At 72.6% G+C, this 26,198-nt stretch carries 1 protein-coding gene (running past one end of the window); it reads left to right on the plus strand.

Annotation, left to right across the window (positions count from 1 at the left end):
- Positions 1–26,198, plus strand: partial view of a non-ribosomal peptide synthase/polyketide synthase gene (locus ACFWPA_RS14080; protein ID WP_378570591.1) — the 5' portion only. The gene runs 17,221 nt beyond the window's last position; the window shows 26,198 of its 43,419 coding nt (coding positions 1–26,198); it begins with the start codon at positions 1–3; the stop codon falls past the right edge of the window.

A 26,198-nucleotide genomic window follows, 5' to 3' on the forward strand; every position in this document is an offset into this window, starting at 1 on the left:
GTGGACGAGGCGACGACGAACGTGGGAGCACGGGCGGGGGAGACGGTGGGTGTCCCCGCCGGCGCGTTCCCCCTCTCGGCCGCCCAGTTCGGACTGTGGCTCTCGCAGCAGCTGAATCCCGACGTGCCGATCAACATGGCGCAGTACGTCGAGCTTCGCGGTGCACTCGACGTCGACCTGCTCGAGCGCGCCCTCGTCGTCGTCGGCAAGGAACTGGGATCCGGCTACCTCCGCATCCTCGACGTCGACGGACGCCCCTACCAGATGGTCGACCGCACGATCGACCAGTCGCTGATTCGCCTGGACTTCTCCGCCGAGGCCGACCCGGTCGCCGCCGCGCAGGCCTGGATGCGGTTCGAGTACACCGCGCCGCTGGACCTGCTCGCCGACCCGCTGATCCGCTGCGCCCTGATCACCGTCGGCCCCGATCACCACTACTGGTATGCCCGCTGCCACCACGTCGCCCTCGACGGCCTCGGCGCGATCACCCTGATGACCAGGACGGCCGAGCTGTACACCGAGGCGCTCGCCGGCGCCGAGCTGCCCGCCGAACGCAACGACGGGCTGTTCGAGCTGTACCAGGCCGAGGACAAGTACCGGCAGTCGACGCGCTTCGACACCGACCGCAGCTACTGGGGCGAGATCGCGCGGGGCCTGCCCGAACCGGTCACCTTCGCGCCGCGGCAGGCGCCGCCGCAGGCGCTGAGCCGGGTCGCCAGCGCACCGCTCGCCGCAGGCACCGTCGACCGGATGACCGAGGGCGGCCCGTCGCTGGCCCCCGCCACGATCGCCGCGTTCGCCGCCTACTTCGGCCGGATGACCGGCACCGAGGACGTCCTGCTGTCGCTGCCGGTGTCCGCCCGCACCACCGCGGCGATGCGCCGCGCGGGCGGCATGGTGTCGAACGTGGTGCCGTTGCGCGTCACGGTCGCCGCCGACACCTCGATCGCGAGCCTCGTCGAGTCCGTGCAGGTGCAGATCGTCGGTGCCCTGCGGCACCAGCGGTACCGCGCCGAGGACATCCGCCGCGACCTGGGCGTTCATGGCGCGGAGCGGGCCTACTTCGGTCCCGTCGTCAACATCATGATGGGCCTCGGCGACCTGCGCCTCGGCGAGATGACCTCGCACCTGCACGTGCTGTCGTCCGGCCCGGTCGACGACCTGATGCTGAACCTGTACGAGACCGGCACCGGCAGCACCCACATCGACTTCATCGGCAACCCGGCCCGCTACACCGGCGAGGAGATCGAGCGGCACCACGAGCGGTTCTTCGACTTCCTCGCCCGGTTCGTCGCCGCCGACCCGGACGCGACCGTCGCCGACCTCGAGTACGTCGGGGAAGCGGAGGTCGTCTGGCTCTCCGATCGCCGCGGCGAGGCGGCCACCGAGCCGCGGGTCCTCGCCGACATCCTCACCGAGACCGCGCGGCAGCACGCCGACCGGGTCGCGGTCACCCTCGACGGCACCGAGTGGACGTACCGGGAGCTCGACGACCGCGCGAACCGGCTGGCCCGCGTCCTCGTCGACCGCGGCGTCGGGCCGGAGAGCTTCGTCGCGCTCGCCGCGCCCCGGTCCCTCGAATCGGTGCTCGCGGTGTGGGCCATCGCCAAGGCGGGCGGCGCGTACCTGCCGATCGACCCGAACTACCCGGCCGACCGCATCGCGCACATGGTCACCGACTCGCAGATCGTCGAGGGCGTGACCCTCGCCGCGCACCGCGCCGACCTGCCCGACTCGGTGGACTGGCTGGTCCTGGATTCCGACGACCTGCACGCGCTGTGCGCGGCGCAGTCCGGCGACGGCGTCACCGACGCCGACCGGCTGGCCCCGATCCGGCCCGCGAACCCCGCCTACGTCATCTACACGTCCGGCTCCACCGGCAGGCCGAAGGGCGTCGTCGTCCCGCACCTCGGCCTGTCCACACTGGCCGCGGACCTGCGGGTCACCTACTCGGTCACCCCCGACGCCCGCGTCGCGCACTTCGCGTCGCCGAGCTTCGACGCCGCGTTCGGCGAGATGCTCGCCGCGTTCGCGCACGGCGCGACCCTCGTCGTCACCCCGCCGACGGTGCTCGGCGGCGACGACCTCGCCGCGGTGCTCGCCGCCGAGCACGTCACCACCCTGGTCTCGACCCCGCCCGCGGTGCAGACGCTGAACCCGGAGGGCCTCGACGAACTGGTCCGCGTCGTCACCGGCGGCGACGTGCTTCCGCCGGAGCTGGCGGCCCGCTGGGACGGCAGGCTGCGCAACGCCTACGGCCCCACCGAGACCACCGTCATCGTCACGATCACCGACCCGCTGACCCCGGACATGCCGGTCACGATCGGCGCCCCGATGCGGGGCGTGCACGCCCTCGTTCTCGACGCGCAGCTGCGCCCGACCCCGATCGGGGTGGCGGGCGAGCTGTACATCGCCAACCCCGGCCTGGCCCGCGGCTACCACGGCCGCGCCGCGCTGAGCTCGGAGCGGTTCGTTGCGAACCCGTACGGCGCGGCCGGGCAGCGGATGTACCGCACCGGCGACGTGGTCCGGTGGACCGCCGACGGCGACCTCGACTACGTCGGCCGCTCCGACTTCCAGGTGAAGGTCCGCGGCTTCCGCATCGAGCTCGGCGAGATCGACGACGTCCTCGCGGGTCACCCGTCGGTGGACTTCGCGACCACGCAGGTCCGCACCGGGGCGGCCGGGCAGAGCCTGCTCGTCGCCTACGTGCTGCCGGTGGAGGGCGAGCACATCGACACCGCAGCGCTGCTCGCGCACGCGGGCGGGCAGCTGCCCGAGTACATGGTGCCGAGCACCGTCGTCGTCCTCGACGAGATCCCGCTGACCGTGAACGGCAAGCTCGACCGGGCCGCGCTGCCGGAACCGCAGCTGGTCACCGCGACGGCCGAGCACCGGGACCCGAGCACCCCCCTCGAGCACCGGATCGCCGCGATCGTCGCGCAGGTCCTCGGCCTGGACCGGGTCAGCGTCGACGCCAGCTTCTTCGAACTCGGCGGCGACAGCATCGTGTCGATGCAGCTCGTCTCCCGGGCGAAGGCCGCTGGCCTGTCGTTCACCGCGCGGGACGTGTTCGAACGCCGCACCGTTGCGGGGCTGGCCGAGGTCGCGCGGATCGCCGACGACGGTGCCGACGCCCCGGCCCGGCTGGAGGAGCTGCCCGGCGGCGGCGTCGGCGACCTGCCGCTGACCCCGGTCGTCCGGTCGATGCTGGACCTGGGCAACTACGCCGGCTTCGCGCAGGCGCTGGTCCTGGTGCTGCCGGAGGACGCCGCCCAGGATCGGGTCGTCGCGACCGTGCAGGCGGTGCTGGACCGGCACGACCTGCTGCGCGCGCAGCTGACCGGCGCCGGGCCGGACGCCGCGTTCGTTGCCCGGCCGGTCGGCAGCGTGTCGGCCGCCGACCTGATTGCCGAGGTCGCCGCGGTCGCCGCGCCCGGCACCGCCGACTTCACCGCCCAGGTCGGGGCGGAGACGGCGGCAGCGGCGGGCCTGCTGGACCCGGCCGCCGGGGTGATGGCCCGGTTCGTCCGGCTGACCGGCGCGCCCGGTGCCGCCGGCGGCGACCGACTGCTCGCGGTGATTCACCACCTCGCCGTCGACGGGGTGTCCTGGCGTGCGCTGGTGCCGGACTTCGCGATGGCGTGGCTGCAGATCGCGTCCGGCGCGGCCCCCGTGCTGCCCGAGGTCGGGACGTCGATGCGCCGCTGGGCGCACGGCCTGATCGAGGCGGCGCAGGCCCCGGACCGGATCGCCGAACTCGACAGCTGGCGGGGCATCGTCGACGGACCGGACCCGCTGCTCGGCGCCCGGGCCCTCGACCCGGCCGTCGACGTCGCGGGCACCGAGCAGCGGGTTGAGGTGGAGCTGTCCGCCGCAACCACCGAGGCGCTGCTGACGACGCTGCCCGCCCAGTTCCGCGGCGGCGTCAACGACGCCCTGCTCGCCGGTCTCGCGATCGCGGTCGCCGCGTGGCGTCGCGACCGCGGCCAGGACGCCGCGTCCACGCTGATCGACCTCGAGGGGCACGGCCGCGAGGAGGCCGTCGTCCCCGGCGCCGACCTGTCCCGGACGGTCGGCTGGTTCACCAGCGTCTTCCCGATGCGGCTCGATCTCGGCGACGTCGACGTCGACGACGCCCTCACCGGCGGCCCCGCCGCCGCGGCCGCGATCAAGCGGGTCAAGGAGCAGTTGCGCTCGGTGCCGGACCACGGCATCGGGTACGGCCTGCTGCGCTACCTGAACGAGGACACCGCCGGGCAGATGCGCGGCTGGGCACGCCCGCAGATCGCGTTCAACTACCTGGGCAGGCTGTCCGCGGGCGACATCCCCGCCGAACTGCGCAGCGTCGGCTGGATGCCGGACGGCGATTCGCTCGGCACCGGCGCGCACCGGGACGCGGACATGCCGCTGTCCGCGGCGCTGGCGATCGACGCGATCGCCGCCGACGCCGCCGACGGGGTCCGGCTCACCGCGACGTTCGCGTACGCGGCCGGGCTGCTCGACGAGCGGTCGGTCGCCGAACTGGCCGGGCTGTGGCAGCGGGCCCTCGACGGCCTCGCAGCCCTCGCCGCGTCCGACCACACCGGCGGGCGCACCCCGTCGGACCTGCCGCTGGTGTCGGTGACGCAGGAGCAGATCGACGGCTGGGAGCTGCGCTACCCGTCGCTGTCCGACGTCTGGTCGCTGTCACCGCTGCAGTCCGGTCTGCTGTTCCACGCGACGCTGACCGACCAGTCCGTCGACGTGTACACCGCGCAGATCGTCCTCGACCTCGGCGGCGTCGTCGACGCCGACCGGATGCGGGTCGCCGGGCAGGCGCTGGTCGACCAGCATCCGAGCCTGCGGGCCGCGTTCGTCTACGACGACTCCGGCGTCCCGGCGCAGGTCGTCGTCGACGACGCGACGGTGCCGTTCACGCTCGTCGACCTGGCCGGGCACCCCGACGCAGACGCGGAGGCCGCCAGGCTGATCGACGCGGACCGGGTGGCCCGGTTCGACGTCGCCGCGCCGCCGCTGGTGCGGATGCTGCTGGTGCGCACCGCATCAGACCGCTACCGGCTGGCGATCACGAACCATCACCTGCTGCTCGACGGCTGGTCGCTGCCGCTGATCCTGCAGGACCTGCTCGCGCTGTACGCGGTGGCCGGGGACCGGTCGGTGCTGACCCGCGGTCGGTCCTACCGGGAGTTCCTGGAGTGGCTGGACCGGCAGGACCCGCAGGTGTCGCGGGACGCGTGGGCGCGGGCCCTGTCCGGGCTGGAGGAGCCGACGCTGCTCGCGTCCGGGCATCCGGTCGCGGCGCTGCCGGTGCCGGAGGAGGTCGAGGTCACCCTCGACGCCGCCGTGGAGGCCGGGGTCGTCGCGTTGGCGCGGGACCTCGGGGTCACCGCGAACACGATTGTGCAGGCCGCCTGGGGCGTGCTGCTGGCGCGGCTGACCGGGCGCACCGACGTGGTGTTCGGTGCCACCGTGTCCGGGCGTCCCCCGCAGCTGCCCGGCATCGAGACGATGGTCGGCCTGTTCATCAACACGCTGCCGGTGCGGGTGCACCTGGACGAGGCCGAGCCGATCACCGAACTGGTGCGGCGGCTGCAGGTCGAGCAGGCGGACCTGCTCGACCACCATCACATGGGCCTGACGGACATCCAGCGGACCGCCGGTCTCGGCGCCCTGTTCGACACCCTCGCCGTGTTCGAGTCGTACCCGGTGGACCGGGACGCGCTGTCCGCGGCCACCGACATCGCGGGCATGCGGGTGCGGGACATCGGCGTCAACGACGCCACCCACTACCCGCTGACGCTGGTGGCGCTGCAGGACCCGGCGCTGCGCTTCACCGTCAAGTTCCTGCCGACCGTCTTCGGTCGCGACGAGGTGCTGCGGATGATGGCGCGGTTCACCCGGATCCTCGCCGCCGTGGTCGCGGACCCGTCGGCGCCGGTCGGCGGCATCGAGATCCTCGACGGCGCGGAGCGGGCGCGGCTCGCGCCGGTCCGCGGGCTGCCCGCGACGCCGGTGCACCGCGGCTTCGAACTGTTCGCGCAGGCGTGTGCCGACAACGCCGAGGGGACAGCTGTCTCCTTCGCCGGGCAGGAACTGACCTACCGGGAGCTCGACGAGCGGTCCAACCGGATGGCCCGGATCCTCGTGGACCGCGGCGTCGGGCCGGAAACCTTTGTTGCACTGGGGATGACCCGGTCGCTGCAGTCGATCGTCGCGATGTGGGCGGTGCTCAAGTCCGGTGGCGCGTTCGTCCCGGTCGACCCGAACTATCCGCTCGACCGGATCGAGCACATGCTCACCGACTCCGGCGCCCGGATCGGTCTCACCGTCGCCGCCGAACGGGCGCTGCTGCCCGGCGGTGGCACCGAGTGGCTGGTCGTCGACACCGACGAGTTCGCGACGGAGGCCGCGGCCCGGTCCGCCGCGCCGCTGACCGACGCGGACCGGCTCGGGGCCGGGCGCCTCGAGCAGCCCGCGTACATGATCTACACGTCGGGGTCGACGGGCCTGCCGAAGGGTGTCGTCGTCACCCGCACCGGCCTGGCGAACTTCGCCGTCGAGCAGCGGGAACGCTACGGCGTCACCGCCGCGTCCAAGGTGCTGCACGTCGCGTCCCCGAGCTTCGACGCGTCGGTGCTCGAGTACACGATGGCGTTCGGTTCCGGTGCCACCCTGGTGGTGTCCCCGCCGACCGTGTTCGGTGGCGCCGAACTGCACGACCTGATCGTCGCCGAGCAGGTCACCCACGCCTTCATCACCCCGTCCGCGCTGGCGTCGGTGGACCCGGCCGGGCTCGACAGCCTGCAGCACCTGGTCGCGGGCGGCGAGGCGGTGCCCGCCGAGATCGTCGCCAGGTGGGCGCCGGGCAGGCGGCTGTACAACGGCTACGGCCCGACCGAGACCACGATCATGGCCGCGATCAGCGACCCGATGGCGCCGGGGCAGACGATCACGATCGGCGGCCCGATCCGCGGTGCCCAGCTGCTGGTGCTCGACGAGCGGCTGCGGGTGGTTCCGGTCGGCGCGACCGGTGAGCTGTACATCGCCGGTGTCGGCCTGGCCCGCGGCTACCATGCCCGGCCCGCGCTGAACGCCGAACGGTTCGTCGCGAACCCGGCGGCGCCGGGCGAGCGCATGTACCGCACCGGCGACCTGGTGCGCTGGATCCCGGCGGCGCCGGGGGATGAGACGGCTCTCACGGTCGAGTACCTCGGCCGCTCCGACTTCCAGGTGAAGGTCCGCGGTTTCCGGATCGAGCTCGGCGAGATCGACGCCGCGCTCACCGCGCACCCGGCGGTGGACTTCGCGGCCACCCTCGGCGTCGACAACGAGCACGGGCAGACGCAGCTCGTCGCCTATGTGCGCCCGGCGCCCGGGGCGACGATCGACACCGCCGAGCTCACCGAGTTCGTCGGCCGGTCCCTGACCGCCTACATGGTGCCGTCGGCGATCGTGGTCCTCGACGTGGTGCCGCTGACCCCGGTCGGCAAGCTCGACCGCCGCGCGCTGCCCGCGCCGGTATTCGCCTCGACGACAACGGAGTACGTCGCGCCCACCTCCCCGGTGGAGGAGCTCGTCGCCGACGTGTTCGCGGAGGTCCTCGGGGTCGCGCGCGCGGGCCTGACCGACGACTTCTTCGACCTCGGCGGCAACTCGCTGATCGCCACCAAGGTCACCGCACGGGTGAACGCCGCCCTCGGCACCACGATCGGTGTCCGGGACCTGTTCGAGGCGCCGACCGTCGGCGCGCTCGCGCTGCGCGCCGAGCACGCCGCGACCGGAACCGCGGACCGGCTGCCGCTGGTCGCGGCGGATCGCCCGGCCCGGATCCCGCTGTCGCTGGCGCAGCAGCGGATGTGGTTCCTCAACCGCCTCGACCCGGCGGCGGGCACCTACAACGTGCCGCTCGCGATCCGGTTGTCCGGGCATCTCGACACCGCCGCGATGGCGGAGGCGCTGCGGGATGTGCTCGGCCGCCACGAGGCGCTGCGCACCGTGTTCTCGGAGACCGTGGACGGGCCCGAGCAGGTGGTGCTTCCGCTGTCGCAGGTGCATCTCGACCTCACCCCGATCGCGGTCACCGAGGCCGAACTGCATTCCCGTGCACTCGAACTCGGCTCCGCCGGCTTCGATGTGACCCGCGAGATCCCGGTCCGCGGTTTCCTGTTCGAGCTCGATGCCGATCAGCACGTGCTGACCCTGGTGATGCACCACATCGCCACCGACGGCTGGTCGCTGGCGCCGCTGGCGCGGGACCTGGTGCTGGCCTACACCTCCCGCACCCAGTCGGTGCCGCCGGTGTGGGCGCCGCTGCCGGTGCAGTACCCGGACTTCGCGATCTGGCAGCGCGAGCTGCTCGGCGACGAGCGGGACCCGGAGTCGCTGGCCGCGCGGCAGATCGGCTTCTGGACCGGCGAGCTTGCCGGGCTGCCCGATGTTCTCGACCTGCCCTCGGACCGCCCGCGCCCGGCGGAGCAGTCCGGAATCGGTGCTCGCGTGCAGTTCCCGCTGGACGCGCAGACCCGCCGCGCGATCGACGACCTCGCGCACGCGCATCGCTCGACGCCGTTCATGGTGCTGCAGTCGGTGCTCGCGGCGCTGCTCGCCCGGATCTCCGGCGAGTCCGACATCGCCCTCGGCACCCCCGTCGCCGGCCGCGGCGAGAAGGCGCTCGACGAGCTCGTCGGCATGTTCGTCAACACCCTGGTGCTGCGGACCACGGTCGACGGCGCGGCGTCGTTCACGGATCTGCTCGCGCAGGTCCGCGGCCGCGACCTGGCCGCGTTCGAGCACACCGACGTGCCGTTCGAGCGGCTCGTCGAGGTGCTCAACCCGGTGCGCTCGACGGCGCATTCGCCGCTGTTCCAGGTGCAGTTCGCGCTCGAGAACTTCACCGACCCCAGCATCGACCTGCCCGGCCTGACCGTCGCGGCGGAGGGCATCAAGACCGCGGTGTCGAAGTTCGACCTCGAGGTCACCGTCGGCGAGCAGGCCGGCGGCGGCTACGACGTCACGTTCCTGTACGCGACGGACCTGTTCGACGAGTCGACGGTCCAGCGGTTCGCCCGCTGGTACACGACCCTGCTCGCAGGCGTACTTGCCGATCCCACTTCCGCGATCGGCGATGTCGCGCTGCTGGACGAGGCCGCAGCACAGCGGGTGTTGGCCTGGTCCCGCGGGCCGGCGGCGGAGCAGGCAGCGGAGTCGTTGTCGGCGAGTATCGCGGGACAGGTCCGGGCTTACCCCGACGCCGCAGCGGTGGTCGTCGGCGACGCGAGCTGCACCTACGGCGAGCTCGACGCCAGCGCGGAGTCGCTGGCGGCCCGCCTCGTCGCCCAGGGCGTCGGCCCGGACACGGTGGTTGCGCTGGTGCTGCCGCGCTCCCTGGACTGGGTCGTCGGCATGGTCGCGGCGTGGAAGGCCGGTGCGGCCTACGTACCCGTCGACCCGAGTTGGCCGCTGGACCGTGTCGAGTCGCTGCTGACCGACATCGGCGCCCGCGCACTCGTCGCGCGGGGCGACTGGGCCGCCCAGCACGACGTCGGCGTGCCGGTCGTGGTCATCGATCAGCTCGGTGCCACCGGCACCGCGGCTCTGCCCGACCGCTGGCGGGAACCCGCAGCGGGTGCGCGGGCCGGGTACGTCATTTCGACCTCCGGGTCGACCGGTCGGCCGAAGCCGACGATCGTCGCGATGGCCGGTATCGAGAACACCGTCCGTTGGTACGCCGGTGAGCTGAGCCTCGCGGTCGGCGACGGGGTGCTGATCGCGTCGTCGCCGAGCTTCGACCTGACCCAGAAGAACGTGTGGGCCACGCTGGCGTCCGGCGGCACCGTGCATCTGGCAACCGAGCAGTTCGATCCGCGGGAGATCCTGGCCGCGGTGACCGCCGGTGTCCGGGTGGCGAACATGTCGCCGAGCGCCTTCGAGGCCGTAGTCGACGCGGACACAGCGGATGTCCTCGCATCGCTCGACGTGGTGTTCCTCGGTGGCGAGGCGCTGCGTCCGGCGGCGTTCTCCGAGCTGACCGCGGCGGGCGTGCGGATCGTCAATAGCTACGGACCGACCGAGGCATCCGACGTCGTGTCCTTCCAGGCCGTGTCGGCCACGGACGGTGCCACCACGCCGATCGGCCGGCCGGTCCCGGGCATCGACCTGTTTGTGCTCGATGAGCGGCTGCGACCGGCACCCGCGGGGATCACGGGTGAGCTTTACGTCGCGGGCATCGGCGTGGGCCGCGGCTACGGTGCGATGGTCGACCAGACCGCCGCACGGTTCGTCGCGAACCCGTTCGGAGACAACGGCTCCCGGATGTACCGCACCGGCGACCTGGTGCGCTGGAACAGCGTCGGTGAGCTCGTGTACGTGGGCCGCTCCGACTTCCAGGTCAAGCTCCGCGGCCAGCGGATCGAGCTCGGCGAGATCGAGTCCGCGCTCCTGGCCCTTGACGGCGTCGACCAGTGCGTCGTCGCGTTGCACAGTGATGCCCACGCAGGCGACCAGCTGGTCGCCTACCTCGTCGGCACCGGGCTCGACACGGCCGACGTCAAGCGGGAGCTCGGCCGACGTCTGCCCACCTACATGGTCCCGGCGGCGTTCGTCGCGCTCGATGCCTTGCCGCTCAATGCGAGCGGCAAGGTCGATCGTCGCGCGCTCCCCGCCCCGGACCTGGACCTGCTGCACTCGGACCAGTACGTGGCGCCGAGCACTCCGGTCGAGGAGATCGTCGCCGGGATCGTCGCCGAGGTGCTCGGTATTGAGCGGGTCGGCGCCACCGCGAGCTTCTTCGACATCGGCGGCAACTCGCTCGCCGGAATCCGGGTGATCTCCCGGATCAACGAGGCATTCGGCGTGCAGCTCGCCGTCGCCGCGCTGTTCGAGGCCCAGACCGTCGCCGAACTCGCCGGTCGTGTCGAACACGCCGAGCGTCGCACGGATCGTCCGGCGCTGACCGCCCGCGTCCACGACGCCGAGGTGCCGCTGTCGCTGGCGCAGCAGCGGATGTGGTTCCTGAACCGGTTCGACGCCGAATCGGCCGCCTACAACATGCCGTTCGCGATCCGGCTCACCGGCGACCTGGACGTGCCGTCGCTGCGCGCGGCGATGCGCGACGTCCTGGACCGGCACGAGACCCTGCGCACCGTGTACCCGGACGCGGACACCGGTCCGCTGCAGGTGGTGCTGCCCGCCGAGCAGGTGGCGGCGGCCGCGGACCTCGAGGTCACCGTGGTCGCCGAGCAGGACCTCGAACGGGAAGTGGTCGCGTTGGCGACCGCCCCGTTCGACGTGACCGCCGCGCCGCCGCTGCGGGTCCGCCTGCTGCAGACCGGCAGTGCGCACACGGACGGCGTCGACACCCACGTCCTGGTCTTCGTCCTGCACCACATCGCCTTCGACGGCTGGTCGTCGGCGCCGCTGGCCCGCGACCTGATGGTCGCCTACACCGCCCGCACTGCCGGGGAGGCGCCGGCGTGGGCGCCGCTGCCCGTGCAGTACGGCGACTTCGCGATCTGGCAGCGCGAGCTGCTCGGCGACGAGACCGATCCGCAGTCCCTCGCGGCCCGGCAGCTGGAATTCTGGCGCGGCGCGCTCGCGGACCTGCCCGACCTGCTGGAGCTGCCCACCGACCGGCCGCGCCCGGCGCAGCAGTCGTACCGCGGCGGCGACGTCGCGTTCACCCTCGACGCCGACCTGCACGCCCGCCTGCTCGGCGTTGCGCGGCAGACGAACTCGACGCTGTTCATGGTCGTGCACGCGGCCCTGTCGGTGCTGCTGGCCCGGCTGTCCGGCAGCGAGGACATCGCCGTCGGCACCCCGATCGCCGGCCGCGGCGAGGCCGCCCTCGACGACATCGTCGGCATGTTCGTCGGCACCCTGGTGCTGCGCACCGAGGTCGACGAGAACGCGTCCTTCGCGGACCTGCTCGGCCGGGTACGGGAACGCGACCTCGCCGCGTTCACGCACACCGACGTGCCGTTCGAGCGGCTCGTCGAGGCGCTGAACCCGACCCGATCCGCGGCGTACCACCCGCTGTTCCAGGTGTCGCTGTGGTTCCAGAACGTCACCCGCGCCGCACTGGAACTGCCCGGACTGACGGTGGCGCCCGCCGAGTTCGAGACCGGGCTGTCCCGGTTCGACCTGCAGCTCACCGTCACCGACACCACCGACGCGCAGGGTGCTCCCGGCGACATCGACGTCGTCCTCACCTACGCGAGCGACCTGTTCGACCGGTCCACCGCGGAGGCGTTCGCGGCCCGGCTGACCGCCGTTCTCGCCGCCGTCGCCGCCGACCCGGCGGTCGCGGTCGGCGACATCGCGCTCGTGTCCGCCGACGAGCGCGCCCTGGTGCTCGACACCTGGAACGACACCGCGCACGTGGTGCCGGAGGTGGCGGCGGGCGAGGACACCCTCGCCGCGCTGTTCGACGCGCAGGTGGCCCGCACCCCGGACGCGGTCGCCCTCGCCTTCGAGGGCGAGGAGCTGACGTACGCGGAGTTCGACGCCCGCGCCAACCGGCTCGCCCGGCACCTCATCGGTCTGGGTGTCGGCCCGGAATCGTTGGTGGGCCTGTCGATTCGCCGGTCCATCGACCTGCTCGTCGGCATGTACGCGATCCTCAAGGCGGGCGGCGCGTACGTGCCGCTGGACCCGGATCACCCGGCCGAACGCAACGGCTACGTGCTCGACTCCGCGGCACCGGTCTGCGTGCTGACCACCTCCCGGGACGCCGACGCCCTGCCCGCCGACGCGCCCGCGCTGCAGATCGACGAGATCGACACCGCAGGCTACGCCGACACCCCGGTCACCGACGCGGACCGGATCGCCCCGCTGCGCCCGCAGCATCCGGCGAACCTGATCTACACCTCCGGCTCCACCGGCAGGCCGAAGGGCATCTCGGTGCCGCACGCCGGCCTGGTCAACCAGCTGCGCTGGATGCAGGACGAGTACGCGTTGACCACCGACGACGCGGTGATGCTCAAGACCCCGATGACGTTCGACGTGTCGGTGTGGGAGTTCTTCTGGACCCTGCAGACCGGCGCCCGGCTGGTCATCGCCCGCGCCGACGGGCACCGCGACCCCGAGTACCTGTCGCAGTTGATGGTCGACCAGCGCGTCACCGTCGTGCAGTTCGTGCCGTCGATGCTCGCGATGTTCGTGTCCAATTCGTCTGCGCGCATTCCGGATTCGGTGCGTGCCGTGATCGCGATTGGTGAGGCACTGCCGATCGAGACGGCGGAACGGTTCCGGGCCCTGTCGTCCGCGCCGCTGGACAACCTGTACGGCCCGGCCGAGGCGTCCCTCGCCGTCACCTACTGGCGGCACACCGCCGCCGACCAGGGCGTCGTCCCGATCGGTGTGCCGATGTGGAACACCCGCCTCTACGTGCTCGATTCGCGCCTGCAGCCGGTCCCGGTCGGCGTCGCGGGTGAGCTCTATCTGTCGGGCGTCCAGCTGGCGCGCGGCTATCAGGGCCGCGTCGACCTCACCTCGGACCGCTTCGTCGCCGACCCCTACGGCGCGGCCGGGGAGCGGATGTACCGCACCGGTGACCTCGTGCGTCACCGGCCCGATGGTGTCCTGGAGTACATCGGCCGCACCGATTTCCAGGTCAAGGTGCGCGGCAACCGGATCGAGCTCGGCGAGATCGAGGCCGCGCTGCTGTCCGCGCCGGGGGTCAGCCAGTCGGTTGTTGTGGTCCGCAGCGACGCGCACACCGGCGATCAGCTGGTCGGCTACGTGGTGCCCACCGGGGACGTCACCCTGGTCGGCGACGAGGTGGCCGCGCACGCCGCGCAGGCGCTGCCGTCGTACATGGTGCCCGCCGCGGTGATGGTGCTGGACGAGTTCCCGCTCAACGGCAGCGGCAAGCTGGACCGGAAGGCGCTGCCGGAGCCGGTGTTCGACCTCGCGGCCGCCGAATACGTCGCGCCGCGCGACCCGGTCGAGGAGGTCGTCGCGGGCGTGTTCGCCGACGTGCTCGGCGTGCCGCGGATCAGCGCGCTGGAGAGCTTCTTCGACGCGGGCGGCAACTCGCTGATCGCGACCCGGGTCGTCTCCCAGGTGAGCGCGGCGCTCGGTGTCCGCGTCGGCGTGCGGGACCTGTTCGAGGCGCCGACCGTCGCGCAGCTCGCCGCGCGGCTGGAGCTGTCCGACCGCAGGGACCGTCCGGCCCTTACCCGTCAGGACCGCGGCGCGACGGTGCCGCTGTCGCTGGCGCAGCAGCGGATGTGGTTCCTCAACCGCTACGACCCGACCTCACCGGCCTACAACCTGCCGCTGCCGGTCCGCCTCGTCGGCGACCTCGACGTCGCGGCGATGACGGCCGCGGTCGCCGACGTCATCGAGCGGCACGAGTCGCTGCGCACGATGTTCCCGGATTCGGAGTCCGGCCCGCACCAGGTGATCGTGCCCGCGGCGGGCGTGGTTCCCGACCTCACCGCGGTGGACGTGGACACGGCGGGCCTGCCCGCCGCCGTCGCCGAGGCCGCGACCCGCGGCTTCGACGTGACCGTCGAGGTGCCGCTGCATGCGCGGCTGCTTCGCGTCACCGATGGGGACGCCCGCGGCGAGCACGTGCTCGTCCTTGTCCTGCACCACATCTCGGGTGATGCGCTGTCGATGGGACCGCTGGCCCGGGACGTGATGATTGCCTACGGCGCCCGCACCGCCGGCGAGGCGCCCGGGTGGGCGCCGCTCGACGTGCAGTACGCGGACTACGCCCTCTGGCAGCGCACCGTGCTCGGCGACGCCGCCGACACCCGGTCCGTCGCTGCCGCCCAGATCGGGTACTGGCGGCAGACCCTGGCGGGGCTGCCGGACCGCCTCGACCTGCCCACCGACCGCCCCCGCCCGCACGCCCAGTCCACCCGCGGCGCCGACCTCCGGGTCGCGCTCGGGGCGGAGCTGTATGCACAGGTCACCGGCTACGCGCGCCGCACCGGCGCGACACCGTTCATGGTGCTGCACGCCGCGTACACGACGCTGCTCGCGCAGCTGTCCGGCACCGACGACATCGCCGTCGGCACCCCGGTCGGCGGCCGCGGCGAGCGTGCCCTCGACGATCTGGTCGGCATGTTCGTCAACACCCTCGTGCTGCGCACCGTGGTGGACCGCGGCGAGAGCTTCGACGCGCTCGTCGCCCGAACCCGGACCGCGGATCTCGCGGCCTTCGAGCACGCCGAGATCCCGTTCGAGCAGCTCGTCGAGGTCCTCGACGTGCCCCGGTCGACGGCGTACTCGCCGCTGTTCCAGGTGGCGTTGGCCTTCGCGCCCGCCGCGCCGGCCCGGTTCGAGCTCGCCGGACTCGACGTCGACGCGCTGGACGTGCCGACCGGCTCGGCGAAGTACGACCTGATGCTCACCGTCGTCGAGACCGGCGAGTCGGGCGCCGACGCGGTGTTCACCTACGCCACCGACCTGTTCGACGAGTCCAGCGTCGCCCGGATCGGGGAGCAGTTGCGTCGCCTGCTCGCCGAGGCCCTCGCCGCGCCGACCACCCCGGTCGGCGACCTCGCGGTGCTGGACGCGGCGGGGACGGCCGCGCTCGTCGACCGCCGCGGCCCCGCCGCCGAGGCGCCCACGACGCTCGCCGCGATCCTCGCGGACAGCGCGGTCAGGAACGCCGACCGGACCGCGATCGAAGCCGACGGTGAGCACGTCACCTACGCGGAGCTGGCCGCGCGCGCGAACCGGCTGGCGCGGCACCTGATCCGCCTCGGCGTCGGACCGGACACCGTGGTTGCGCTGGCGCTGCCGCGGTCGATCGACGCGATGGTCGCGATCTGGGCGGTCGCCGCTGCCGGCGGCGGGTACGTCCCGATCGACCCGAAGCTGCCTACCGACCGGATCGCCCACATGGTGACCGATTCCGGTGCGGTCGTCGGATTGACCACCGCGGCAGCGGGTTCCGAGCTGCCGGCGGACGCCCGCCCGGACGCGGGCTGGCTGGCGCTCGACTCGGAGGAGCTGGCGACCGCGGTCGCCGCCGAGTCGGCGGCGCCGCTGACCGACGCCGACCGGGCCGCCGCGCTGTCGGTGGACCACCTCGCCTACCTGATCTACACCTCCGGCACCACCGGTCTGCCCAAGGGTGTCGCGGTGCCGCACCGCGGCCTCGCATCGTTGACCGCCGACCTCGTCGAGTTCTACGGGACCACGTCCGCGTCGCGGGTGCTGCAGTTCGCGGCGATCAGCTTCGACGCGGCGGTCGGTGAGCTGCTCTCCACGTTCGGGGCGGGCGCCACGATGGTCATCGCCCCCACCGACCTGTACGGCGGCACCGAGCTGGCCGCGTTCATCCGGGACCAGCGGATCACCCTGTTCGTCGGCGCGCCGACGGCCGTGCAGACGATCGACGCCACCGGTCTCGATCTGATCGAGCGGATCGTCGTCGGTGGCGACGTCTGCCCGCCGGAGCTCGCCGCCCGCTGGGGTGGCCGACTGCGGAACGCGTACGGCCCCACCGAGGCCACGGTGATCGTCACGATCACCGACCCGCTCGGCGCGGGCGCACCGATCACGATCGGCGCGCCGATGCGCGGCGTGCACGCGCTGGTGCTCGACGCCCGGATGCGTCCGGTGCCGGTCGGCACCCCCGGCGAGCTGTACATCACCAACGCCGGCCTGGCCCGCGGCTACCACGCGCGCCGCGGCCTGACCGCGGAGCGGTTCGTCGCGAACCCGTACGGCGGGCCGGGGGAGCGGATGTACCGCACCGGTGACGTGGTGCGCTGGGATGCCGGGGCGAGCGAAGCGACGGGGAATGTCACTGTCGGCGACCTGGTGTACGTCGGCCGCTCCGACTTCCAGCTGCAGGTCCGCGGATTCCGGGTCGAGCTCGGGGAGATCGACGCCGCCCTGTCCGCGCACGAATCGGTCGCGTTCGCCGTCACCGTCGGCAGACCCGGCCCCGCAGGGGACCTGGCGCTGGTCGGCTATGTGCAGCCGGTCGCCGGGGCCCGCCTGGACGTCGACGCGCTCACCGCGTCGGTCGCGGCGACGCTGCCGCCGTACATGGTGCCGTCGGTGATCATGGTCCTCGACGAGGTGCCGCTCACCGCGCTCGGCAAGGTGGACCGGGCGGCGCTGCCCGCCCCCGAGTTCGCCGGTGCGGCCGTGTACGTCGCGCCCGCCGGGGACGTCGAGGTCGGTGTCGCCGAGGTGTTCGCGCGGATCCTGGACGCGGAGCGAGTCGGTGCGACCGACGACTTCTTCGACCTCGGCGGTAACTCGCTGATCGCGACCCGCGTTGTCGCCCAGATCAATCAGGCGTTCGGAACCGGGATCGGGGTCCGGGACCTGTTCGAGGCGCGGACCGTTGCCGAGCTCGCGGCCCGGGTGGTCCGCGGCGGCGACAGCAGCAGGCCCGCGCTGGTGCCGCAGCAGCGAAACGGTCAGCTGCCGCTCTCGCTCGCGCAGCAGCGGATGTGGTTCCTCAACCGGCTCGATCCCGCGTCCGCCGCCTACAACATCCCGCTGGCGGTGCGGTTGTCCGGCGACCTGGACGTGGCGGCGCTGCACGCCGCGCTGCGCGACGTGGTCGGCAGGCAGCAGACGCTGCGCACCTCGTACCCGGACAGCGGCGACGGTGGGCACCAGCTGGTGCACGCCCTCGACGCCGTCGACCTCAACCTCGCCGTCGAGTCGGTGTCCGCCGACCGGGTGGTCGAGCGGATCACGGCCCTCGCCACCGACGGCTTCGACGTCACCACCGCGGTGCCGGTGCGGGCCGCGCTGCTCGAACTCTCGTCCGCGGAGCACGTTTTCGTGCTCGTTATGCATCACATCGCCGCCGACGGCGTCTCCCTGACGCCGCTGGTGACCGACCTGATGACCGCGTACGCGGCCCGCATCGGCGGGCAGGAGCCGCAGTGGACGCCGCTGCCGGTGCAGTACGCGGACTACGCGATCTGGCAGCGGGAGCTGCTCGGCGACACTGAGGATCCCCGGTCCAGGGCGGCCGCGCAGCTCGGCTACTGGACGTCGGCCCTTGCCGGGCTGCCGGATCAGCTGGACCTGCCGACCGATCGGCCGCGGCCCGCCCGCGCGTCGATGCGCGGCGGCCGCATCGAGTTCACGATCGACGCCGAGGTGCACCGCGCGGTCGCCGAGATCGCCCGCGCGCAGGGCGCGACCGTGTTCATGGTCATGCACGCCACCCTCGCGGTGCTGCTGGCTCGGCTGAGCACCAGCACCGACATCGCGATCGGCACCGCTATCGCCGGCCGCGGCGAGCCGGAGCTGGACGGGCTCGTCGGCATGTTCGTCAACACCCTGGTGCTGCGCACCCGGGTCGAGCCGGAAACCGACTTCGCGACCCTGCTCGAGCACACCCGCACCGCCGACCTCGGGGCGTTCGCGCACACCGAGCTGCCGTTCGAACGGCTCGTCGATGCAATCAGCCCGTCCCGGTCCCAGTCGCACCACCCGCTGTTCCAGGTGGCGATCGACTTCCAGGATGCGGGCGAGGCGCGGCTGGAGCTGCCCGGTCTGACGATCACCCCGGAGCCGATTACCGCCGGTGTCGCCAAGTTCGACCTGCAGCTGTCCCTTGCGGAGCAGGTGGACGCCGACGGCCGCCCGGACGGCATGCGCGCCGGCTTCGACTACGCCACCGATCTGTTCGACGCCGCGACGGTCCGCACCTTCGCGGACCGGTTGGTGCGGATCCTGTCCACCGTCGTCGTCGACCCGACCATCCCGGTCGGGGACGTGCCGATCCTCGACCCCAGTGAGGAGGATCGCCTCGCCGGGGTCGCGGGGCCTGCGGGGCTGCCGCACCGCACCCTGCCGCAGATCCTCGCCGACGCCGTCGCCGCCGACCCGGCCCTGGTCGCCGTCGACGCGGGCGCGCTCCGGATCGACTACCGTGAGCTCGACGCCCGCTCCAACCGTCTCGCCCGCGTCCTGATGGACCGGGGCGTGCGCGCTGGCTCGTTCGTCGCGGTCGCGATGCCGCGCTCGGTCGACACCGTCACCGCGGTCTGGGCGATCGCCAAGACGGGCGCCGCGTTCCTGCCCGTCGACCCGAACTACCCGGCCGACCGCATCGCGCACATGCTCACCGATTCCGGTGTCGCCGTTGGTATCACGACGTCCCCGCACCGGGACGCGCTGTCCGGACAGGTGGACTGGCTGGTCCTCGACGAGGCCGCCGACACGATCGCGGCCGCCGCCGACGACACGGTGGAGCCGGCCCGCCCGGTGCTGGTGGACGACGCCGCGTACGTCATCTACACCTCCGGATCGACCGGCCTGCCGAAGGGCGTCGTGGTCACCCACCGCGGCCTCGCCGACCTGGTCGCCGAGCAGCGATCACACATGCTGATCGAACCGGGTTCGCGGACACTGCAGTTCGCGTCGCCGAGCTTCGACGCGTCGGTGTTCGAAATGATGATGGCGTTCGGCAGCGGATCGACGCTGGTGATCGCCCCCGCCGACCTGTTCGGCGGCGTCGAGCTGTCCGAGTTCCTCCGCGGCCGTGGGGTGACCCATGCCTGCATCACCCCGGCCGCGCTCGCCGCGGCGGACCCGACGGGCCTCGACACGCTGCGGGTGCTCGCGGTCGCCGGCGACGCGTGCCCGCCCGAGCTGGTGGCCCGCTGGGCACCGGGCCGGACGATGCTCAACCTGTACGGACCCACCGAGGCCACCGTGTGGTCGACCGTGTCGGCGCCGCTGCAGGCGGGCGAGCCGATCACGATCGGCGCCCCCACCCGCGGGGTCCGCGTCGCCGTCCTCGACGGCAGGCTGCGGCCCGCCCCGGTCGGTGTCGCGGGTGAGCTGTACCTGTCGGGCCCCGCGCTGGCCCGCGGCTACCACGCCCGCGGTCCGCTCACCGCGGAACGCTTCGTGGCCAACCCGTTCGGTGCCCCCGGCTCGCGGATGTACCGCACCGGCGACGTGGTCCGCTGGACCTCCGGCGGCACCCTCGAGTACGTCGGCCGCTCCGACTTCCAGGTGAAGGTGCGCGGTTTCCGCATCGAACTCGGCGAGATCAGCGGCGCCCTGGCGTGCCACGACAGCGTCGGTTTCGTCACCACCGAGGGCGTCACCGCGCCCGACGGCGGCACCGTGCTGGTGAGCTATGTGCTCCCGGCCGCGGGCCGCGTCGTCGAGGAGGAGACGCTGCGCGCGTTCGCGGCGGAGTTCCTGCCCGCCTACATGGTTCCGTCGCACGTCGTCGCCCTCGACGAGGTGCCGCTGACGCCCGCGGGCAAGCTGGACCGGCGGGCGCTGCCGAAGCCCGAGTTCGTCACCCCGGCCGCCGACTACGTGGCGCCGCGGTCGCTGACCGAGGAGCTTATCGCGGGGATCTACGCCGAGGTGCTCGGCGCGGAACGGGTCGGCGTGCTGGACAGCTTCTTCGACCTCGGCGGCAACTCGCTGTCCGCGACCAAGGTGACCGCCCGGGTCAGCGCCGCGCTCGGTGTGCGGGTCGGCGTCCGGGAGCTGTTCGACGCCCCGTCCGTCGCGGAACTCGCTGCCCGGGTGGAGCATTCATCTGCAGATACCGCGCGGGCCCTGGTCGCCGGGCCGCGGCCGGAGCGGATCCCGCTCTCCCTCGCGCAGCGTCGGATGTGGTTCCTCAACCAGTTCGACACCGACTCGGCCGCGTACAACGTGCCGATGGCCGTTCGCCTGTCCGGCGACCTCGACGTCGCCGCACTCGAGCACGCCGTCGCCGACGTTCTTGCCCGGCACGAGGTGCTCCGGACCGTGTACCCGGACTCGGCGGACGGGCCGCACCAGCAGATCCTGCCGGTCGCCGACCTCGAGGTGAGCCTGGACCGGATCGCGGTCACCGAGGCCGAGGTCGTCGACCGTGCGGTCGAGCTGATCGCCCGCGGCTTCGACGTCACCGCGGCGACGCCGCCGGTGCGCCTCGCCCTGCTGGAGATCTCGCCGACCGAGCGGGTGCTGGTCGTGGTCATGCACCACATCGCGGCGGACGGCGCCTCGGTGGCGCCGCTGGCCCGCGACATCATGGTCGCCTACGGCGCCCGGTCGTACGGTGCGGCGCCGCAGTGGGCTCCGCTGCCGGTGCAGTACGCCGACTACGCGATCTGGCAGCACGACACCCTCGGGTCGCTCGACGACCCGGACTCCCTCGTCAGCACGCAGAGCGCGTACTGGCGTGCGCAGCTGGCCGGTCTGCCCGAGGTGCTGGACCTGCCGATGGACCGGCCGCGTCCCGCGGTGCAGTCCACGGCGGGCGCGAACGTCGAGTTCGTCATCGACGCCGCCACCCACGCCCGCCTGCTGGAACTTGCCCGCACCCGCGGCGCGAGCCTGTTCATGGTGCTGCACTCCGCGTTCGCGGTGCTGCTCTCGCGCCTGGGCCGGGAGACCGACATCGCGATCGGCACCCCGGTCGCCGGGCGCGGCGAGCAGTCCCTCGACGACCTGGTCGGCATGTTCGTCAACACCCTGGTGCTGCGCGCCGAGGTCACCCCGGACACCACGTTCGCGGCCCTCGTCGACGCCGCCCGGGAGAGCGACCTGTCTGCGTTCACGCACGCGGACATGCCGTTCGAGCAGCTGGTCGATGTGCTCGCGCCCGCCAGGTCCACGGCGTACTCGCCGCTGTTCCAGGCGATGTTCACGATGCAGAACAACGCGCAGGCGAACTTCGAGTTGCCCGGCCTGACGGTGAGCGGACTGACCTCCGACTTCGATGTCGCGAAGTTCGACCTGCAGCTGACCGTCACCGACGCCCGCGGCGAGTCCGGCGAGCCCGAGGACCTGGTGTCGTCGCTGAGCTACGCGACCGCGCTGTTCGACGAGTCGACCATCCGCGGATTCGCCGATGCGTACCTGCGCATCCTGGTTGCCGTCGCCGCCGATCCGGACATCGCGGTCGGTGACGTGCAGATCGCCGGTGCCGAGGATCTGGCCGCGATCGGCGACGTCAACACGACCGCCCAGCCGGTGGCCGGGTCGACCCTCGTCGACCTGTTCGACGCACAGGTCACCCGGACCCCCGATGCGGTCGCGCTGGTCTTCGAGGACGAGCGCCTGACCTTCGCCGAGTTCGATGCACGCGCGAACCGTCTGGCGCGCAAGCTGATCGACGCCGGGGTGGGGCCCGACGTGCTCGTCGCGCTGGCGGTCCGCCGGTCGCTGGACCTGCTGACCGGTATGTACGCGGTGGTCAAGGCTGGCGGCGCCTACGTTCCGGTCGATCCCGACCATCCGGCCGAGCGCACCCGGTACGTGCTCGAGTCGTCCGCGCCCGCGGTCGTGCTGACCGGATCGGACACGATCCTGGACGTACCGCCCGGTGTCCCGGTCTGGCCACTGGACTCCCTGGACACTTCGGAGTACCCCGCTGCGCCGGTCACCGATGTGGATCGCACAGCGCCGCTACGTGATTCGAACATCGCGTACGTGATCTACACGTCCGGTTCCACGGGACGTCCGAAGGGCGTCGCGGTACCGCATTCGGGCATCGTGAACCGCCTCGAATGGATGCAGGCGCAGTACCCGATGGGTCCGCAGGACACCGTGGTCCAGAAGACACCGTCGACCTTCGATGTCTCGGTGTGGGAGTTCTTCTGGCCGCTGCAGGTCGGTGCCCGCCTCGTGATCGCGCGGCCCGACGGACACCGGGATCCGTTGTACCTGGCGGACCTGATCGAGATGCACACTGTCACCACCGCCCACTTCGTCCCGTCGATGCTGTCCGCGTTCACGTCGCTGGTCGACGCGGGTCGGGTGCCGTCGCTACGACAGGTCTTCTGTTCCGGTGAGGCGCTGACCCCGCAGGCCGCGCAGTCGTTTGCCGCGCTGAGTTCGGCAGCGCTGCACAACCTCTACGGTCCGACCGAGGCATCCGTCGACGTCACGTTCCACGAGTACACTGCGGCCGACACCACGACGGTGCCGATCGGTGCCCCGGTGTGGAACACCGAACTGCACGTGCTGGACGACCGACTGCGCCCGGTTCCGATCGGTGTCGCAGGTGAGCTGTACCTGGCGGGCGCGCAACTCGCCCGCGGCTACGTCGGCCGCCCCGATCTCTCCGCGGACCGGTTCGTCGCCAACCCGATGGGCGGCGGGGCGAGCGCAGCGACGGGAGGTGTCACAGGCGAGCGGATGTACCGCACCGGTGACCTCGTCAAGTGGGTCGACAACGGTTCCGGACTGGAACTGGTGTACCTCGGCCGCACCGACTTCCAGGTCAAGCTGCGAGGTCTGCGTATCGAGCTCGGCGAGATCGAGGCCGTGCTCCTCGAACAGGAAGAGATCGCGCAGGCGGCGGTTCTGGTGCGTGAGGACGTCCCGGGGGCGCAGCAGCTGGTGGCGTACGTGACGGCATCGGCGGGCTCCGCTCCGCGGGTCGACTCGCTGACCTCGGTTCTGTCGACGCGTCTGCCCGAGTACATGGTGCCCTCGGTACTGATGGTTCTGGAGGCGTTGCCGCTCAACGCCTCCGGCAAACTCGACCGCAAGGCGCTGCCTGCACCGGATCTCACGGACCGCTCGGAGACCTACCGGGCTCCGAGCACCCCCACCGAAGCAGTGCTCGCGCGGCTCGTCGCGGAACTGCTCGGCCTGGACCGTGTCGGAGCCGACGACTCGTTTTTCGCGCTCGGTGGCGACTCCATCATGGCCATCCAGCTGGTGTCTCGCGCCAAGCGCGAAGGCATCGCGCTTAAGCCTGCACTCGTGTTCGAGCACAAGACCGTCGCGGCCCTCGCCCGGGTGGCGGGGGTCGGCGATGAAGGCGTCGTGCTCGACGAGCTGCCCGGCGGCGGGGTCGGCGAGATGCCGCTCACCCCGATCATGCGGTGGATGATCGAGCACCTGCGCGAGTTCGACGAGTTCTCGCAGGCCGTCCTGCTCACCCTCCCGGTCGACGTTGCCGAGGCCGACCTGCACGCCACCGTGCAGACCGTCCTCGACCATCACGACATGCTGCGGTCGCGCCTGCTGCGCGCCGACGGCAGGCTCGTGGTGTCGGCTGCCGGTTCGGTGTCCGCGGACACCGTCGTCACCCGCACCCCGGTCACCGACCTGCCCGGCTCCGACGCCTTCGCGTCCCTCGCCGAGGCCGAGATGCGCCGCGCGGCAACCCGACTCGACCCCGACGCCGGGTCGATGATCCAGTTCGTCTGGCTCGATCCCACCGCGGGCGAACCCGGCAGGCTGCTGGTTGTCGCCCACCACCTGGTGGTGGACGGCGTGTCCTGGCGTGCCCTGGTCCCGGATCTCGCACTCGCCTGGTACCGGACCACGCAGGGCCAGGGCGCGGAGCTGTCCGCGGTCGGCACCTCGTTCCGCCGCTGGGCGCACGGGCTCGTCGACGAGGCCCCGGCGCGGCTGCCGGAGCTGCCGCTGTGGCAGACGATGCTGGGCGGCGACGACCCGCTGCTCGGCTCCCGCGCGCTCGACCCGGCCGTCGACACGGTGTCGACCATCGAGGACCTGCGCATCGAACTCGACCCCGAGGTCGCCGAGGCCGTGCTCGGCCGGGTGCCCGCGATGGTGCACGGCACCACCAACGACGGTCTGCTCACCGCGCTGGCACTGGCCGTCGCCAAGTGGCGGCGCGGCCGGGGCATCGACGCACCGGGCGCCCTCGTCACCCTCGAGGGCCACGGCCGCGAGGAACAGGCCGTACCCGGCGCCGACCTCGCCAACACGGTCGGCTGGTTCACCAGCGCCTTCCCGGTCCGCCTCGACCTGGCGGGCATCGATCTCGACGACGCGTTCGCCGGCGGCCCCGCCGCGGGAGACGCGCTCAAGCGGATCAAGGAACAGCTGCTCACCATCCCGGACAACGGCATCGGGTACGGCATGCTCCGTCATCTCGACGCCGACGGCGGTGCCGCGCTGCGGGATCTGCCCGCACCGCAGATCGGTTTCAACTACCTGGGCAGGGTCGCGGCCACCGCGGCCGGCACCGACGCCCCGTGGGTGCCGGACTCCGAATCGGCCGCCGTCGGCGGTGTGCGGGACGCGGGGATGACCGCGCCGGTCGTGCTCGACATCAACGCCTCCGCCGTCGACACCGCTGACGGCACCCGGCTCGGCGCCACCTTCTCCTACGCCACCGGTGTGCTCGACGCCGGGCAGGCGCGGGAGGTCGCCGACCTGTGGGTGTCCGCGCTGACAGCGCTCGTCACCCACACCGACACCCCCGGAGCGGGCGGGTTCACCCCGTCCGATCTGCCGCTGGTCGCGCTCGACCAGGCCGGGGTCGACGCCCTCGAGGCGGGCCACCCGGACCTCGCGGACGTGTGGTCGCTCTCGCCGCTGCAGGAGGGCCTGCTCTTCCACGCCCAGTTCGCGGGCGAGCACCTCGACGCCTACATGGTGCAGACGGTCCTCGACCTCGACGGCACCGTCGACGCCGACCGGCTGCGGGCCGCCGGTCAGGCATTGCTGCGTCGGCACGCGAACCTGCGGGTCGCGTTCGACACCGCGTCCGGTGAGCCGGTCCAGATCGTCCCGTCGGATGTCGAACTGCCGTGGGAGACGGTCGACCTCCGCGCCGAGGCCGACGCCGACGCCGCGTTTGCCGACCTGCTCCGGCGGGACCGCGCCCGCGGGTTCGACATGGCGACGCCGCCGCTGATCCGGTTCACCCTCGCCGACCTCGGCGGCGGACGGTACCGGATGCTCTCGACCAACCATCACGTCCTGCTCGACGGCTGGTCGACGCCGCTGCTGCTCAAGGACCTGCTGTACCTGTACGCCACCGGCGGCGATGCGTCCACGCTCCCGCCGGTCGGTGAGTACCGGGACTTCCTGGTGTGGCTGTCCGACCGCGACCGCCCCGCCTCGACCGCGGCCTGGCGGGACGCGTTCGCCGGCGTCGACGAACCGTCCCTGCTCGCGGTCGGTGCCGGCGACGGCTCGGTCGACTCCGCCGACCTGTCGACGCTCGCGTCGGTGGACCTCACCGCGAACCTCACCGCGCTGGCCCGCGCGCACGGCGTCACTCTGAACACCGTCGTGCAGGCCGCGTGGGGTGTTGTGCTGTCGGCACTGACCTCGCGCACCGACGTGGTGTTCGGCTCGACCGTGTCCGGTCGTCCCGCGGACCTGCCCGGCGTCGAGTCGATGATCGGCCTGTTCATCAACACCCTGCCGGTGCGGGTCACCCTCGACCCGGCGGAGACGCTGACCGACCTGCTCGCCCGCGTGCAGGTCGAGCAGGCCGCGCTCCTCGACCACCACTACCTCGG

It is taken from the genome of Rhodococcus sp. NPDC058505, assembly GCF_042720095.1.
Classification (GTDB): domain Bacteria; phylum Actinomycetota; class Actinomycetes; order Mycobacteriales; family Mycobacteriaceae; genus Rhodococcus_G.